23 protein-coding genes, 1 tRNA gene and 1 pseudogene are annotated in these 13,800 nt (G+C 33.8%); 16 read left to right on the forward strand and 9 right to left on the reverse strand.

Annotated elements, in window-relative coordinates; all coding sequences use genetic code 11:
* Window positions 1-306 precede the first annotated feature (306 nt).
* Window positions 307-774: a hypothetical protein gene (locus AAIE21_RS26205; RefSeq protein ID WP_343269399.1), complete on the forward strand. Its 468-nt coding sequence runs from the start codon at window positions 307-309 to the stop codon at window positions 772-774.
* A 262-nt stretch (window positions 775-1,036) separates the two neighbouring features.
* Here the strand turns inward: AAIE21_RS26205 and AAIE21_RS26210 are convergent, their stop codons facing one another.
* The 6 genes and pseudogenes from AAIE21_RS26210 to AAIE21_RS26235 form a co-directional block, all read right to left on the reverse strand.
* Entirely contained in the window at window positions 1,037-1,516 is a 480-nt protein-coding gene (locus AAIE21_RS26210) for a PH domain-containing protein (protein WP_343269400.1), read from the reverse strand.
* A 52-nt stretch (window positions 1,517-1,568) separates the two neighbouring features.
* Entirely contained in the window at window positions 1,569-2,270 is a 702-nt protein-coding gene (locus AAIE21_RS26215) for a DUF4352 domain-containing protein (RefSeq protein WP_343269401.1), read from the reverse strand.
* Between the two features lie 250 nt (window positions 2,271-2,520).
* Window positions 2,521-2,723, reverse strand: a pseudogene (locus AAIE21_RS26220) (XRE family transcriptional regulator); the annotation flags it as partial.
* Window positions 2,717-2,932, reverse strand: coding sequence for a hypothetical protein (locus AAIE21_RS26225; RefSeq protein WP_343269402.1), 216 nt, complete (start codon window positions 2,930-2,932; stop codon window positions 2,717-2,719). The pseudogene AAIE21_RS26220 and the gene AAIE21_RS26225, both read right to left, overlap by 7 nt.
* Before the next feature lie 14 nt (window positions 2,933-2,946).
* Window positions 2,947-3,213 carry a glutaredoxin family protein gene (locus AAIE21_RS26230; RefSeq protein ID WP_343269403.1) on the reverse strand — a complete coding sequence of 89 codons (267 nt, stop codon included), beginning with the start codon at window positions 3,211-3,213 and terminating at the stop codon, window positions 2,947-2,949.
* Between the two features lie 317 nt (window positions 3,214-3,530).
* Window positions 3,531-3,959 (reverse strand): Imm44 family immunity protein, encoded by a 429-nt coding sequence (locus AAIE21_RS26235; RefSeq protein WP_343269404.1) that lies wholly within the window; start codon window positions 3,957-3,959, stop codon window positions 3,531-3,533.
* A gap of 496 nt (window positions 3,960-4,455) precedes the next feature.
* Between AAIE21_RS26235 and AAIE21_RS26240 the strand changes: the two genes are divergently transcribed.
* The 5 genes from AAIE21_RS26240 to AAIE21_RS26260 all read left to right on the forward strand — a co-directional run bounded on the left by AAIE21_RS26240 (window position 4,456) and on the right by AAIE21_RS26260 (window position 6,390).
* Window positions 4,456-4,529 (forward strand) — tRNA-Cys (locus AAIE21_RS26240).
* A 96-nt stretch (window positions 4,530-4,625) separates the two neighbouring features.
* Window positions 4,626-5,282, forward strand: coding sequence for a phospholipase A2 family protein (locus AAIE21_RS26245; protein WP_343269405.1), 657 nt, complete (start codon window positions 4,626-4,628; stop codon window positions 5,280-5,282).
* A 160-nt stretch (window positions 5,283-5,442) separates the two neighbouring features.
* Entirely contained in the window at window positions 5,443-5,655 is a 213-nt protein-coding gene (locus tag AAIE21_RS26250; RefSeq protein ID WP_343269406.1) for a helix-turn-helix transcriptional regulator, read from the forward strand.
* Window positions 5,652-6,059: a hypothetical protein gene (locus AAIE21_RS26255; protein ID WP_343269407.1), complete on the forward strand. Its 408-nt coding sequence runs from the start codon at window positions 5,652-5,654 to the stop codon at window positions 6,057-6,059. The genes AAIE21_RS26250 and AAIE21_RS26255 overlap by 4 nt, the downstream gene beginning before the upstream one ends.
* A gap of 19 nt (window positions 6,060-6,078) precedes the next feature.
* Complete coding sequence (locus tag AAIE21_RS26260) at window positions 6,079-6,390, forward strand: hypothetical protein (RefSeq protein WP_343269408.1); 312 nt, start codon at window positions 6,079-6,081, stop codon at window positions 6,388-6,390.
* Window positions 6,391-6,427: 37 nt separating this feature from the next.
* Here AAIE21_RS26260 and AAIE21_RS26265 read toward each other — a convergent pair whose 3' ends face one another.
* On the reverse strand, window positions 6,428-6,580 hold the full coding sequence (locus AAIE21_RS26265) for a YvrJ family protein (protein WP_343269409.1): 153 nt from the start codon (window positions 6,578-6,580) through the stop codon (window positions 6,428-6,430).
* Window positions 6,581-6,594: 14 nt separating this feature from the next.
* The gene (locus AAIE21_RS26270; protein ID WP_343269410.1) at window positions 6,595-7,476 is read right to left on the reverse strand and encodes a S8 family peptidase; all 882 of its coding nucleotides are present in this window, start codon (window positions 7,474-7,476) and stop codon (window positions 6,595-6,597) included.
* A gap of 196 nt (window positions 7,477-7,672) precedes the next feature.
* Between AAIE21_RS26270 and AAIE21_RS26275 the strand changes: the two genes are divergently transcribed.
* The 4 genes from AAIE21_RS26275 to AAIE21_RS26290 all read left to right on the forward strand — a co-directional run bounded on the left by AAIE21_RS26275 (window position 7,673) and on the right by AAIE21_RS26290 (window position 9,170).
* Window positions 7,673-8,314 (forward strand): sigma-70 family RNA polymerase sigma factor, encoded by a 642-nt coding sequence (locus AAIE21_RS26275; RefSeq protein ID WP_343269411.1) that lies wholly within the window; start codon window positions 7,673-7,675, stop codon window positions 8,312-8,314.
* 80 nt (window positions 8,315-8,394) lie between these two features.
* Window positions 8,395-8,625 (forward strand): hypothetical protein, encoded by a 231-nt coding sequence (locus tag AAIE21_RS26280; RefSeq protein WP_343269412.1) that lies wholly within the window; start codon window positions 8,395-8,397, stop codon window positions 8,623-8,625.
* A 93-nt stretch (window positions 8,626-8,718) separates the two neighbouring features.
* Window positions 8,719-8,874, forward strand: coding sequence for a hypothetical protein (locus AAIE21_RS26285; RefSeq protein ID WP_343269476.1), 156 nt, complete (start codon window positions 8,719-8,721; stop codon window positions 8,872-8,874).
* 146 nt (window positions 8,875-9,020) lie between these two features.
* Window positions 9,021-9,170 carry a hypothetical protein gene (locus tag AAIE21_RS26290; RefSeq protein ID WP_343269413.1) on the forward strand — a complete coding sequence of 50 codons (150 nt, stop codon included), beginning with the start codon at window positions 9,021-9,023 and terminating at the stop codon, window positions 9,168-9,170.
* A 10-nt stretch (window positions 9,171-9,180) separates the two neighbouring features.
* On the opposite strand, the gene AAIE21_RS26295 is transcribed toward AAIE21_RS26290, so the two are convergent.
* The gene (locus AAIE21_RS26295; protein ID WP_343269414.1) at window positions 9,181-9,531 is read right to left on the reverse strand and encodes a helix-turn-helix domain-containing protein; all 351 of its coding nucleotides are present in this window, start codon (window positions 9,529-9,531) and stop codon (window positions 9,181-9,183) included.
* A 249-nt stretch (window positions 9,532-9,780) separates the two neighbouring features.
* On the opposite strand from AAIE21_RS26295, the gene AAIE21_RS26300 reads away from it, so the two are divergent.
* The 6 genes from AAIE21_RS26300 (at window position 9,781) to AAIE21_RS26325 (ending at window position 13,792) form a co-directional block, all read left to right on the forward strand.
* Window positions 9,781-9,984 carry a helix-turn-helix transcriptional regulator gene (locus AAIE21_RS26300; protein WP_343269415.1) on the forward strand — a complete coding sequence of 68 codons (204 nt, stop codon included), beginning with the start codon at window positions 9,781-9,783 and terminating at the stop codon, window positions 9,982-9,984.
* Window positions 9,985-10,064: 80 nt separating this feature from the next.
* Window positions 10,065-10,829, forward strand: coding sequence for a phage antirepressor KilAC domain-containing protein (locus AAIE21_RS26305; RefSeq protein ID WP_343269416.1), 765 nt, complete (start codon window positions 10,065-10,067; stop codon window positions 10,827-10,829).
* Window positions 10,830-10,938: 109 nt separating this feature from the next.
* Complete coding sequence (locus AAIE21_RS26310) at window positions 10,939-11,079, forward strand: hypothetical protein (RefSeq protein ID WP_343269417.1); 141 nt, start codon at window positions 10,939-10,941, stop codon at window positions 11,077-11,079.
* A gap of 530 nt (window positions 11,080-11,609) precedes the next feature.
* Window positions 11,610-11,810, forward strand: a complete 201-nt coding sequence (locus AAIE21_RS26315) for a hypothetical protein (RefSeq protein ID WP_343269418.1) — start codon at window positions 11,610-11,612, stop codon at window positions 11,808-11,810.
* 112 nt (window positions 11,811-11,922) lie between these two features.
* A complete protein-coding gene (locus AAIE21_RS26320) occupies window positions 11,923-13,050 on the forward strand; it encodes a phage replisome organizer N-terminal domain-containing protein (RefSeq protein WP_343269419.1) in 1,128 nt (375 codons plus the stop codon).
* Window positions 13,034-13,792 carry an ATP-binding protein gene (locus AAIE21_RS26325; RefSeq protein WP_343269474.1) on the forward strand — a complete coding sequence of 253 codons (759 nt, stop codon included), beginning with the start codon at window positions 13,034-13,036 and terminating at the stop codon, window positions 13,790-13,792. Before AAIE21_RS26320 ends, AAIE21_RS26325 begins: the two co-directional genes overlap by 17 nt.
* The last annotated feature ends 8 nt before the right edge of the window (window positions 13,793-13,800 follow it).

Below are 13,800 nucleotides of genomic sequence, written 5' to 3' on the forward strand. Positions count from 1 at the left end.
TTAATGCAAAATTGCATAACAAAGTAGCATGTGATTAGCAGTATAATTTAAATGTGTACAATAAAGCTGAAGAGGCAGGGACCATCTACGGAAATAGGTGGTCTTTTGCTATTGGATAATAAATGTATTATTTTGATGGTGTTCATCTAAGATATTGTTTTACACTTGGTCCCTGCACAATGTGTGGGGATTTTTTTAATAAATAAAAAGAGCAGCATGTTTTTAGGCTGCCCTTTTTATTTTGTCCTTTAAGTCAATTAGTGGTCACATGCCATATCTTGTATTGACTTAAAGGAGGTAATGTTAATGTATTATTATGATGGTTATTATAATTATGTACCTTATCAATATTCAATTGGACAACAGTCTAATGAATTTGAGGCTCCACAAGAAGATTTTTTTCGACCACCAGTATCTAATGGATCACGAGTAAAAGATCCTATAAGGCCCGAAGTTTATCTTGTAGATCATGGAAGAATTCGTTTAATTGTTAGTACGGCTGTTTATCATGGGATTTTCAGAGATTGGGAAGGGTTAATTCCTGTTGGTTTACAAAATTATCCTAAAGGACCACCTCTTCGCGAAGGAACTTTTCTATTTAAATATAAAGATAGTCCTACTGTATATTTGCGTGATTGGGAAAATGGTCGTACACAAGTAAAGCGACGGATTGTAAGTCCTAATGCCTTTAATCGTTGGCATTTTGATTGGAAAAAAATAAAAGAAATGCCTCGTGCTACTTTTTATCTCCCAGATGGTACAGATATAAGGTGACTAGGTAAAAGACCAGAAAGGGGGATAAGTGTAATTATAAACGAAGTTATCTTTAGTTTGATTTAATAACAACTTTGATTTTCACAAAAAGATGGTACTTATCCCTGCACAATGTGTGGGGATTTTCTCCATAAAGAAAAGACACCCTAAGGTGCCTTTCTCCGACTTGAACCACTCTACTTTTAATAATATATATTGAATTCCCATCCGACTACCATTTTACTACATCAACTTAAATTTTTATATTGAGAAAATCAGTATTTTATTTCAATCTGTCACGAACTGCCTTTAAAAGCGCATCAATATTATAATCCGGTATATTTCGAACAGTACGTTTTTTACTTCCAAACATCTTTTTCATTTCTAAGTAAAGGATACCTGTATTCATAAGAGATACACCGAACGGCCCTTGAATGATATCAAAGTCTACACTCTTAATATCTTTGTATTTAACTGTTTCTGCTTCAGCGCCTCCGAATAATCCACCTTTCATCATTACAAAGTATAGATTATGTTCACCAACAACAATAAAACCAGTTTTCGTTAGCTTCGGATCAGCAACTTCAAAAGCATACATCTTTTCCTCTTTTTTCATAACCTTTTTTAATGCATCAAAAGCATACTCGTAGAATTTCCGTTCTGTCTTAGGAAGTTCTTTTGATATATCCACCATTTCTGCAAGTGTTACTGGAAAATCTATAACTCCGAATCGTTCATCAAGTTTAGTATATTTTTTTGCCATTTTGTTTCTCCTTTCGAAATGTACAAATAAAAGCACTCTTGCGAGTGCCTTATTACGATTCTACTTTCAATTTAATCTCTTTACCTGTCATACCGCCACGAGCTTTTAGAACTAATCCTTGAGCGTCTTTTGGCACATCGTAGATAATTTTCCCTGTTTGTGTTAGACCAGGGTTAAGTTGTTTTAAGAAAAAGTCTAACTTTCCACCATTAGATATATCATAAGCCATTTGCGCTTGAGTAGAATATTTAAACTCACGATCTTGGCTGTCTACTAATTTAAAACTGTTAGCATCAATAGTAACCGCGTCTTTTTGATTATTTGTAATAGATATTTCTACAACTTTAAAAACACCTTGTGCCTTTTCGTTTGTAATTTCATTTCCAACTGATTCTAAAGTTTCAACAGCTCCCACAGCGATTTTAACTTTAGATGATTCACCTTCCTTAGAAAGTTCTTTTTTTTGCTCTTCTTTCTTTGGTTCCTCTTTTTTAGGTGCTGGTTTTGCGTCCTCTTTCTTCGGTTCTTCCTTCTTAGTTTCATTTTTCACTTCAGAAGAGGCTGTTTGACTCTTTTCTTTAGTTTGGGATTGTTCTTCCTTATTTGAAGTAGGAACGATAACTAACGCCAAGATAAAACATACGATTGCTCCTATGAATAACTTTGCTTTAGGTTTTCTTCGAAAAATAGCAATGATAAATAAAGCGAGAAATACGATTGATACAAGTAAAAACAACCCTGCTAATGTTTGCATGTCTTTGCCACCTTTTTAAAATAATTGATTAAAATGTAAGATTTTCGAGACTATCATAACAAATCCAGTTACAACTATTTTGTTATATTTTGTCGAAGAAAATAAAAAAAGAGAGCCGAAGCCCTCAATGGATAAATTGGTAGTATTTTAAAAAAATTTACCACTATGAAATGGAAAACCTTTCTTCTAAAATGAAATCAAACCACAATATATCTTTGTTGTTTTGTAGCATTTTTACGTACAATAAGACTCAGTTTGCCAAACGTCCTTTTTGACGTCCATATAGCTCCTCATGAGATTTTTTGACGTCGCTAAGTATTAAAAATGCAATGCATCGTCTTGCTCGTTCTCGAAGCCAAGAAGCGTGTCTGTTGAGATGTTGAAAATAGAGAAAAGAGACTTGATACTTTCTACATCTGATTGATGTCGATCTATTTCCCAATCCTTTATTTGTCTGAAAAGGTACAACAGTTGCAAAGCTCTACGCCGTAAATTTTTTCAATTGATTCCTTTATGTATTTAAGTTGTTTTGAGTAGTTTAGAGCGATGTCTTGATAAATTTTCCTTTCATCTTCACTGCAATAATCGATACATTGAGCAATTTTCATTAAATCAGCTTTAACTTGATTATATTTCTTAACTTTTTCTTCGATAATATCCATAGTTTTAACCTCATTTATTGTGAAATGGATTCTGATAGTAAGATTTTTTCGAGTTTTTTAATTGGTGCTCCAATAAACTTATGGGTTTCTTCTCCATCCTCAATAAAAATGGTTGGGGTATATTTTAAGCTTAGGTCTTTAAATTCTTTTTGAGCTTTTAAATCATTGATAATATCTTTTTCTATAAAGGTAAAATTCCCTTTAGTGAGCCATTTTTTTAAGTTAGTACAAGCCGGACAGTGGGGCATAGTAAAGATAGTAATTTCATAATTTTTCTTCATAATCAATACCTCCGCTTTTTTCTTCTCGTAAGTAGTAGAGAAAGCAAATCTCAAAAACTAAAAAGAAATATAAATTTTTTAGTTTTTGAGATTTCTTACAACTTATTGCTCAATTAAACGGTGAAGGCATAAAGATAGAGTGGGTGACAGTATAAAAAAGTTGTTTTAGATGCAGGAGTCTTACAACTACACAAAATCTAATAGGGGTACCGCCAACATTTTGGAAAAAAACCACGCTAAGCAAAAAATACAATAAGCTGCCCCTATAGACAGCTCATTTACATAATTATCGTTATTGGAAGTAATTTGTAATTCACTTACATATCAATATTATCAATTACGCCTTTTTCAACTTCAAACAAATTTAGAATGTCGTTCTCTAATCTTTCAGCATCAAAATCTTTCTTGGCCTTTGTTCCTAATATTCTTATACACTCAATCACATTTTTAATGATTAGCAATTTCTTTCTATCACGATCGGCATTTAAAAACGTTTCAATATTAATTCTTAATCTCATATCCGCTTCTTTGTTTTTTCTTTTGAAGAGTTTTCTTTCTTTGAAAAAACCTGCGTCCTCAAGTTCTGGTATTATCTCAATAATAATTGGAATAATACTTATGCTTTCAATCTCATTACCATAGTGATTATTTTCAAGTTTTTTTAAGGTATTTTCTACTTCTAATATTAGTTTTACATCACTATGTTTAACCGTCTTCCAAACTTCACAAGTCATGAAAAAATCCATTGTATGTCCTCCAAAGTTAAACTCTCTTTTTATCTTTTTAATTCTATGTATATAGTATACATGTTTGGTTAACATAACGTCCTATTATCGGTAGCAAGAAAAAGGCGGATCCCTAATCTCACAAGGAATCCGCCTTTTCCTTTTTCTATGACTCTATTCATTTTTTATACATTCCTATCCTGGCGTGGGTTTTAGGGTTCCCGTTTGTTACTGGATTAGCCGAAAAACTGTATAAAATCTTGCATGATCTTAGCGTGGTTTTTTTGTTTTTTCACGATCTTTTAATTTTTAGGGACTTGTTTCTCTACTACAAACGTAAGGAAATGGAATGTTGAAATGATGGCATAGCAAAGAGATAAGGAAGAGTCTGCAAAACCTTTAGCATAGGTTCGAACTCAACTGCTGCCGTCCAAAAAATGAAAGTTTTTTAAAATTCTTTTTAGTTTTTAGGAGGTTGCTTCTCTATTACAAGTGTAAGGCAACAAAATACTGAAATGATGGCATAGCCAAGAGGTAAGGCAAAGGTCTGCAAAACCTTTATCGTCGGTTCGAATCCGACTGCCATCTCCAATATTAAGGCAGTATGTCTTTTAAAAGACCGTTTTTTCTCTTTACTGGTTCGAATCCAGGTATTGCCGCCAAAATAATATTTAGGGGTGTTTGTTAATGACACAGTTACAAGTATTATCAGAAGAAAAACGAGAACTTCTACTTGAAAAGTTTCAAGAAGATAATGTTCTTGCAAAGAAATTAGTTAAAAAATTAACATCTTTTCTTGGATCATATGACCTGGATAATCGCCGTGGTTACAAATTTGAACGTGACGGTGTTACGGTTGAATTTGTTATTTTATCTAGTACAGATAACAAGGTACAAGTTACTTATACAAATGCTGATGAAGAAGAGAAGGTTACTGGAAGTGTAGTAGTCGAAACAAACGGAAAGTTTGTTCTTAAAGGATATGAAGTAATTGAAAATGAAGTAGTGAAAACGCGTGAAATGGAAGTAACAGAAGAGTTTTTAACTCCTTCAACGGAGGAAAATTTAGAGCTTCCTGAAACCCGTGAAGAGGTAAGAGAGAGCGTTCCTTGTATTTATGGTAACTGGTGTGGACCAGGATGTTCAGGTCCAAGTGCTCCGATTTCTCCAGTAGATAGTTGTTGCAAAACGCACGATAAGTGTTATGGATCTGTTGGTTACTTTGCTTGTTCTTGTGACCGAAAATTACAGGATTGCTTATGGCCACATACACAAAATGGTAGTGAGTGGGCTATTGCGGTATCTGCTTGGTTTGATCTACAATGGTGTAATCCATTCAAATAAGAAAAATAAAAAGGAAAATCCATCAAGGATTTTCCTTTTTTTATGAAAAATTTTAATTATTCCCTTTACATATCTAACTAATGTATAGTATTCTATACATAGAAAGTATAGAATACTATACATTCAGCTATTCTAATTGGAATGAGGGGTACTGAATGAAATGAAAATTTATACCACAAATAAGGTAAAAGAACATAGGGAAATTGCTGGTTTGACTCAAACAGAGTTAGCTGAAAGGGTAGGTACAAAAAGAATAACGATAGCTTCTCTTGAAAGAGAAAAGTATGAGCCTAGTGTTGGTTTAGCTATGAGAATAGCTAGAACCTTTAATTGTGCGGTTGAGGACATATTTACAGAGGTGAAGAAGGATTGAATTACCTTTACAATTTTTTAATTAAAATAGTAATTAGTATTTTATTGATGGAAGCCACTTTTCACATATGGAAAATGGAAGCCGGAGAACCAGGAATATTATCGTGGGTTTTACCCTTAATCACAATTTTTTGGATTGTATTAACAATAGTTAATGCAATCCAGATTAAAAAGGATAAAAAATGGTTAAAGGAAGAGGAAGAAGACGAACGGGATCAAATGATTAAGTATAAGGTAGGCTATATCACTTGTTGGTCGAATATGGGCTTCTTGGCATTATTGTTCTTCTTTTATGGTACGTTTGGGTTCGAGATGTTTAATCCAGTATATGCGTTAGCATTGGTTGTCTTCTTAAATATTGTAATTTATTACAGTATGAAATTATATTTTCTGTTCTTTGAATAATGAAGTGGAGGAATTTAAAATGGCAAATAGCAGCGTAGAAGTAAAAAAACAAGGCAAGAACAGTATTCTAGGTGGAATTTCAATAACTATTGCAGTAATTTTAGCAGCACTTGTAATCAATTTCTTAACTGGATTAGTACCTTTAGAAAAAATACAAGGATTGCCTATGATTATGCCTTTTCCTATTGCTCCAATTGGTGCAATAATCGGGTTTATAGGTTATCGAATGAACAAAGATAAATTGTCTTTATGGGGAATTATTCTTAACATTGTAATGTTCTTAGTACCTATTGTTTATAACATAGTTGCAACTTTACTCTTTGGGGTTTAATTATCTAAAAGCATCGGTTAAAATGACCGATGCTTTTTTATTTTTCTTTTTCTGCGACTTGCTTTAATTCGTTAATTGCAATCGTTAAAACCTCAATCCTCTTCTCGAACCTAATTAAAAGATAAATAGAAATTACAATAGGAAATCCAAAATTGCCTATTGATGCGCTAAACATTTCAAATGGGGTCATAGCTTAGCACCTCCTTATAGTTTCAGAACTCCATTTCCTTGGGTTTTATTTGTGTATCCTTTTAATAAAAAGGAGTGTGAAACAAGATATTGATAAATAATGTTTTGGGAAATTGGTAATTTCTTTGCTTTGAAATAGGACAGGATTAAAGAAATTGCTCCTGTAATTTGTGGTGTTGCCATTGATGTACCTGTGAGCTTTATATAGTTGTTTTGAAGGTAGGTCGAGTAAACAGACTCTCCGAGACTTAAAAAGTCGATGTTCTTGTTTGTATTGCTCATATGGGTGGGAATAAGTTTTTTTCCAACAGAACCAACTTGAATAACTTCCTCATAGTATCCAGGGTAAAGAATTTCATTGGTTAGTTCCGATCCATCCCCGTAGTTCCCTGCGGCCACTACTACAAAGATATTCTCTTGTAACGCTTCGTCAATTGCCTTTCTTAACTCTGGAGCATCTTCTTTTGTGCCTAAGGAGAGATTCATTGCATCTACTTTTTCACCATTTTTACCCCTCCAAGCAGTTGCAAAGCGAATAGATTTAATCAAGTGTTCATGAGTTGAAATATTTGTATGTCCAATGGCTTTAATAACTAAAAGTTTTGCCTTTGGAGCTATACCAATAGAATGTTTCTTGTTAGTTGCGGCTATAATTCCGGATACGTGTGTCCCGTGTCCCGTATAGTCCGTTGCTACGTTAACCTCACCGTTATCATCATCTGTAAAATTGAATGTATCGATAATGTTGTCTTTTAACTCTTCGTGGTTAATATCACAACCTGTGTCAATTACAGCAATAACTGTATCTTGTCCATAATGGCCGTTTTTCCAAAAATTTTTAGCGTTTATGAAGTCTATTCCGGCGTTTATTTTGGTACCAGCTTGTGTACTTTTCATACAGACACCTCCTCACTTTTATTAGAGAAAGAAGTGTTAAAAAACTAAAAAGAATTTATAAAAAAAACATTGTTTTATTTTGTAAAAAGTACTAGATTTTCGCACTAATTTGGGAGATAATGAGAACACTTGTTCTTGTAACGTTTGGTTTTTTTCTTTTATATACAACATTCCTGGCAAAAAAGGAGGCTTTTTTATGGAAGAACATACTCACTCTAATTCCAATAATAATTGTGATCACACCGAAGAAAAAAAACAATTAGAGTACATACAGCAAATGCAAAAGAGACTACCTTTAATATTAGAAAACCCCGTTATTCAAGAGTTTTTAAAAGATAAAAAGCACGAAGAAATAATGAACGAAGCTTTTAAAAATCCTTCTCAAAAAAACATCAATTTACTTAATCAAACATCAAAAGATTTTTATAGAATCAATCGAGTACTAAGGTATTGCTCTGTCTTAATCCGTGGCCGTGCTATTGACTTTGATAAGAGACAGAGAAACAGAAATAAAAAGCAAATGCTAATTTTTGATAAGAACGCTTTAGAAGGAAATTTCCCTACGATTGAAACGATTGGGAGTTTACAAGATAGTGAAGGAGAAAGCCCTGAAGCAGTTGTTATTGAAGAAGTAGGGGAAGGAAGCATTATTCCTGTAGAAAACGAGAGATTAGATAAAGCGATGCGTGCATTGACCGATAAGCAACGCAAGATTCTCTACTACCGTTATGAAAAGATGCTTACAAATAGACAGATAGCTGAAATCTTGGGAGAAACAGAACAAAACGTAGGTTACTGGGTCAAAAAAACATTAAAACAGTTAAGAAATTCGCTGTAATGAAACATCATTATAATAAAGCAGTTATATGATGAGTTACACGCTTCTAAAGGATAATTGAATCTAAAGGAGAAATGTTTATGGCAGTAGAAAATATTCGAAAGCAAGCAGAGGTACAAGCTATTATTGATCAATTAGAGTTAAAAATATTGAAACACGTTCAACAAACTGTTTTTAAAGAACGAGAAGATTTAATGCAAGAATTGAAGATGGTAATAGTTGAAAAAGCGTATAAAATGTTAGATGAAGAGCCGCCAGGATTCTTCGAGTTCATTGAACGAGAAATTTTAAAAAAGGAAGTAGTTTTATAATAAAGTACAAACAATTTATTTTTTCTATATCATTCTACAAAAAACAGCCTTGAAACGTTATAGATGAATTATACATAAATGGTGGTGAAACACTTGAAAGGTAAGGTTATTAAAGCCATTTTGACGATTGCTATTGTAGTTTGTTTTTCTACCACGGCTTTTCAAGTGACAGGAAAAGAGAAAGTTCACAGCGCAAAAGAACAAAAAATAATTCTATACATGATTGATTCAGGGCTAGGGGACCGTTGATTAATATAAATATGAAAAATGACACTATCTAATTGATAGTGTCATTTCTGCTCTAAAAGAAATAGAAACATTTTGACCCGAATAACAAAAGCTTTCCATTTTAAGAAAGTCCACATATATTACAGAGGATATAGGGGGAAGTACATTTGAAAAAAAAGCAATTAGTTAGAGAAGCTGTAAAATTGGGTTTGAAATTTGGTGCTTCGATTAAAGCAGAAGATATTTTAAAATTATGCCTAGACGAATCTTATAAGGAAAACAACATACATAAAAAAGAAGACTTCCACGTTAGGTAGTCTTCTTTGATTAGCCATTCTTTTTACTTTGCATATAAGTAACATACATCTCTAATTGCTCCCATGCTTTCTTTCTCTCATCTTCTGGAAGACTTTCAATTAAAGCCATTATGTTCTTTCCTTCTTCAGTAACAATCTTGTTTTCTTCTTCGTTCAATTCTGGATCGTCAGATAACCCTAGTAAATAATCTGTAGTGCAGTTTAATACAGTAGCAATTCTTGTAACTGCTTTTCTTCCAGCATCTTTTTTATTGTTTTCAATTTCAGATATAGTAGATTTCTTTAGATTAACACGATTCCCCAACTCTTCTTGGGTCCATTTCATTTCTTTTCGTAATTGTTTTACCCTATCCCCACGCACAAGTAATTCCTCCCTTTTATAGAAATTAAAATAATGTGCAATAATTTATTATTAAGTTGGTTACTAATATACTGTAACAGTAATCAAGTTAATTTTAGTATAAAAGTTCGCCTTGAGCAAACTTTTTCAGTGTTGTAAGTTGTTATAGATAAATTTATAAATGAAAAATAAATAAAAAAGTCCGAAAAATAGTTCCCTTTTTTCGAACTTTTTGTTATAGTATTACTTGTAAGCGAGGTGAACAGGAAAATGATTTTTGACAACAAAAAATTGTCGGCTTTGCTTGATAAAAATGAAATGAGGCAAGTACAACTTGCTAAGGAGATAAAACGCTCTAAGAGCACAGTTTGCGAATATGTTAAAGGTACAAAATCACCTGGTAAAGAAGCTGCATTTGCAATTTCAAGAGTATTTTCTATACCAGTTGAAGAACTGTTTAAAAAAGTTAAATAAATCGAATTTAATAGTATTAATAAAATTTTTTTGAATAATAAGTTCGATTTTTTCGAACAAATTAAAGAGGAGTGATAGAGATGAATGCATTAAAAACTTTTAAGAATAAAATTTTTGAGGTGTCTGCAAAATTCGAAAATAGCGAAGTATTCTTCGATGTAGAACAGGTTTCCAAAAGCTTAGGATTCACGCAAAAGAAAAATGGAAAAACGTATATCAGATGGGATAGGGTGAATTCTTATCTTCCTAAAAATTCCCCACTTGTGGGGAAAGGCGATTTAATACCTGAATCCTTAGTCTACAAGCTAACTTTTAAAGCAAATAACGAAATCGCAGAGGCTTTCCAGGACTGGTTAGCGATAGAAGTTCTTCCAACAATCCGCAAACAAGGAGTATATATGACCGACCAAGCCCTAGAAAAAGCGGTAACTGATCCAGACTTCATGATTGGCCTTCTTACTAACTTAAAAGAAGAAAAACAAAAACGAGTTGAAGCTGAACGGAAAGTATTGCAGCAACAACCATTATTAACATTCGCTCAAGCTGTTGAAGTATCAACGAATACAATTTTAGTAAAAGATTTGGCAACGATATTGAAACAAAAAGGCGTGAATATCGGTCAGAATCGTTTGTTCGATTGGTTAAGAAAGAATGGTTATCTTTGTAGCAAAACAGGCATGGTGAACAAACCAACACAAAAAGCAATGGACATGAAGTTGTTTGAATTGAAAACACATGTACATACATCAGGGAATGGTGAGTTTGTCACAACATACACACCAAAGATTACAGGGAAAGGGCAGCTTTACTTCATCAATAAGTTTCTTGGAAAGGATGCGATGTAAATGCTAGACAACCCACTGTCACTAGCAATCTTAGGTTCGATAATTTCAGTCGGTAGTTACCTGATTTATAGGATAGATGTTTGGGACAAAAAGACAGGGTGGTCACAAGATGAAAGATAAAAAACAACGAGATAAATACAAAAGAAAGAAAATTATCGCAATGATACGGGATTTAAAAGCTAGAGGAGTACATAACAGCGTAGAAGCTATTGTAAAACATCATGAGTACATCGTCTTAGATAGGAAATAGAAGAGCCCTGTGCAATAGGATTTGAGGGAATCAGGGCCCTTCTATAAGAGTATTGCCGAGCGATCGAAAAGACTCGGTAAAGATATACTATCATAATTTTCTAAAAATAAAAGTGGTAAATATGTCCAAGATAAAAAGCTCTAGCCAGGTGCAAAAGACTAGAGCATAGGGTGTTAGATTGTCGCATGACTATCTACTCATAAATAGTTTAGCATGTGCTTTTTAATAGATTAATAAAAAAATTTTACGAAATATTGAACAAATAGGACAAGCCTGTGCTTGTCATTATGACCAGAAGCGAGAACAATGTATCCGCTAGCTAAAGAATAGCAACAAAAAAGCCCGTACAGAAACACAGGCCAGTTGAAACACATATCGGTAACTAAATCTTAACAGATTTGCAGGTTAGTTACTATGAAAACATGAAAAAACGACCCATTGGGAGATAGGTCGTTTTAGAAAAGTCGATCACGAAATCAATACATCCATTATACCACATCGACTTTTCCTAGTAAAGGGAGGAAAGGGAAATGATAGAAAATCCACTATTAAATAGTAATCATCAAGACTCATCAGCAAGAGATTTCATGGAAGAATGTGCTGGATGCTCTGGAGAAATCTATTACGGTGAAATTTGCTTAGACTTTGACGGTGATTATTTACATGCTGAAACAGAATGCATCAAACAATATGTAGAGTCTCATTCTACAAAGAAAGTTGCAGGTGAGTGAGATGGAAACAGTATATAGATTAAAACGATATAGTTTCATCATTCCAAGTAAAGAGAAAAAGAACAAATACGTTCGTGGCAACACTAAAGCGGAAATGAAGAAGGTGAATTAAATGGCAGATGTTAAATGGATAAAACTTTCTACTAACATGTTTGAGGACGAAAAGATTCGATTGATTGAAAGTTTACCAGATGCAGATACATTACTGATTATTTGGATTAAATTATTGTCTCAAGCGGGAAGGACAAATGCCAATGGTTACATTTTCTTGAGTGAAAACATTCCTTTTACAGAAGAAATGCTTTCAACACTTTTTAATAGACCGATAGCAACAGTAAGACTTGCGTTACAAACATTCAAACAGTTCGGAATGATAGACATCACAGACGATCAGTACATATGCATCTCGAATTGGGAGAAACATCAAAACGTTGATGGATTAGAGAAAATACGCGAGCAAAACCGGTTACGTAAGCAAAAACAAAGAGAAAAAGAAAAACAGTTTCTATTAGGGAATGATGTTGGGACATGTACTTATTGTGGAGAATCAGCAAACACATTAGATCATCTGATTCCTAAATCGCATGGGGGATTGGATACTCAAGAAAATTGCGTAGCGTGTTGCAAACGATGTAATGAAATGAAAATAAATCGTCCTTTAGAAGTCTTCCTTAATGAATGTTTACTGTTAGGAACCCCGGTGTTGGATTTGAAGTCGGTTTTAAATAACAAGAAAATCATGAGTTTAGTTGACTATCAAGACGGGAAATTTTTACGTCCTGTGACAGGTCACGTGACACGTCACGGTAGTCACGCAACAGATATAGAAGAAGATAAAGAATTAGATATAGATAAAGAAAAAGATAAAAAGAAGAAAGAAAAACCTTCCCGTCACAAGTTTGAAACTTGCGACACCAATGCAGCTAAGTATTTGTTTGAAAAAATTAAGGGTAATAATCCTAAACAAAAAGAGCCTAACTTCGATTCTTGGGCTAATGACTTTAGATTAATGCGTGAAAAGGATAACCGTGAATTACAAGAGATTAAAGATGTTATTGATTGGTGCCAAGCAGATCCATTTTGGCAAGGAAATATCTTATCTCCTAAAAAGCTACGTGAAAAGTTCGATCAGTTAACTATCCAAATGAATTCTAAAAAAGGAGCGAAGAGCAATGCAGAGAGCGGCACTGGCAATACCAACCGATATAGCCAAAAAGGTGAATATGACTATGGATTCTGATGTTTGTGATACGCATGGCATGAATAAGATGAAGTTCGGTGGACAAGTTGTATGCCCTCGATGCTTCCTTGAAAACGAAAGTAAGAAGCTCCAGGAACATGAACAAGCGAAATATGATGCAGATAAAGCGAATGAAAAGAAATTCTTGTTCCATCAGCAAAGCATGATTGCAGATTCAAATATTAAAAAGGCTAACTTTGATAACTACCAACCTACAAGCGAGGAAGGAGCGAAGAACCTTGAACTTGCAAAGGTCATCGCAACGGATTATCTCAATGAGAAGGTATTCAATACGATTATGGCCGGGAATTGTGGAGCAGGAAAAACGCATCTTGCTTACTCCATTGCAGATCAGCTTGCAGGGGCAGGGAAATCAGTTGTCTTCGTTACAGTTGGTGAATTGCTACGGAAAATCAAAAGCACATTTAACAAAGATTCCTCCTTAACTGAGAATGCAATCATTAGAACTTTAGTTAGAGCGGATGTATTGGTAGTTGATGATTTAGGAGCGGAGTTAGGAGCATTAGATGCAAATACAAAGGCAACAAACTTCATCAATAGGGTGTTGTTCGATGTTTTCGATGGTAGACAAGGTAAATCTACAATCTTCACTACAAACCTTACAGGAGAGCGTTTAGAAGGCGCATATGATGAGCGGATTGTGTCACGGATATTCAATAACTTTAGAGCGATTGTTTTCAAAGATACAAAGGATTTCAGAAGAAAAGCATTACCATTCTAAGGGGGAAT

Source organism: Paenibacillus sp. 102 (genome assembly GCF_039549175.1).
Classification (GTDB): Bacteria; Bacillota; Bacilli; order Bacillales; family Bacillaceae_G; genus Bacillus_A.

Coding starts and splice junctions, on each gene's coding strand:
- AAIE21_RS26210 (WP_343269400.1), bottom strand. CDS start 1,516: ATGGCAAAAAAATATACTAAACTTGATGAACGATTCGGAGTTATAGAT.
- AAIE21_RS26205 (WP_343269399.1), top strand. CDS start 307: ATGTATTATTATGATGGTTATTATAATTATGTACCTTATCAATATTCA.
- AAIE21_RS26280 (WP_343269412.1), top strand. CDS start 8,395: ATGGCAGTAGAAAATATTCGAAAGCAAGCAGAGGTACAAGCTATTATT.
- AAIE21_RS26300 (WP_343269415.1), top strand. CDS start 9,781: ATGATTTTTGACAACAAAAAATTGTCGGCTTTGCTTGATAAAAATGAA.
- AAIE21_RS26235 (WP_343269404.1), bottom strand. CDS start 3,959: ATGGATTTTTTCATGACTTGTGAAGTTTGGAAGACGGTTAAACATAGT.
- AAIE21_RS26265 (WP_343269409.1), bottom strand. CDS start 6,580: ATGACCCCATTTGAAATGTTTAGCGCATCAATAGGCAATTTTGGATTT.
- AAIE21_RS26250 (WP_343269406.1), top strand. CDS start 5,443: ATGAAAATTTATACCACAAATAAGGTAAAAGAACATAGGGAAATTGCT.
- AAIE21_RS26245 (WP_343269405.1), top strand. CDS start 4,626: ATGACACAGTTACAAGTATTATCAGAAGAAAAACGAGAACTTCTACTT.
- AAIE21_RS26325 (WP_343269474.1), top strand. CDS start 13,034: ATGACTATGGATTCTGATGTTTGTGATACGCATGGCATGAATAAGATG.
- AAIE21_RS26270 (WP_343269410.1), bottom strand. CDS start 7,476: ATGAAAAGTACACAAGCTGGTACCAAAATAAACGCCGGAATAGACTTC.
- AAIE21_RS26230 (WP_343269403.1), bottom strand. CDS start 3,213: ATGAAGAAAAATTATGAAATTACTATCTTTACTATGCCCCACTGTCCG.
- AAIE21_RS26225 (WP_343269402.1), bottom strand. CDS start 2,932: ATGGATATTATCGAAGAAAAAGTTAAGAAATATAATCAAGTTAAAGCT.
- AAIE21_RS26310 (WP_343269417.1), top strand. CDS start 10,939: ATGAAAGATAAAAAACAACGAGATAAATACAAAAGAAAGAAAATTATC.
- AAIE21_RS26260 (WP_343269408.1), top strand. CDS start 6,079: ATGGCAAATAGCAGCGTAGAAGTAAAAAAACAAGGCAAGAACAGTATT.
- AAIE21_RS26320 (WP_343269419.1), top strand. CDS start 11,923: ATGGCAGATGTTAAATGGATAAAACTTTCTACTAACATGTTTGAGGAC.
- AAIE21_RS26215 (WP_343269401.1), bottom strand. CDS start 2,270: ATGCAAACATTAGCAGGGTTGTTTTTACTTGTATCAATCGTATTTCTC.
- AAIE21_RS26315 (WP_343269418.1), top strand. CDS start 11,610: ATGATAGAAAATCCACTATTAAATAGTAATCATCAAGACTCATCAGCA.
- AAIE21_RS26275 (WP_343269411.1), top strand. CDS start 7,673: ATGGAAGAACATACTCACTCTAATTCCAATAATAATTGTGATCACACC.
- AAIE21_RS26305 (WP_343269416.1), top strand. CDS start 10,065: ATGAATGCATTAAAAACTTTTAAGAATAAAATTTTTGAGGTGTCTGCA.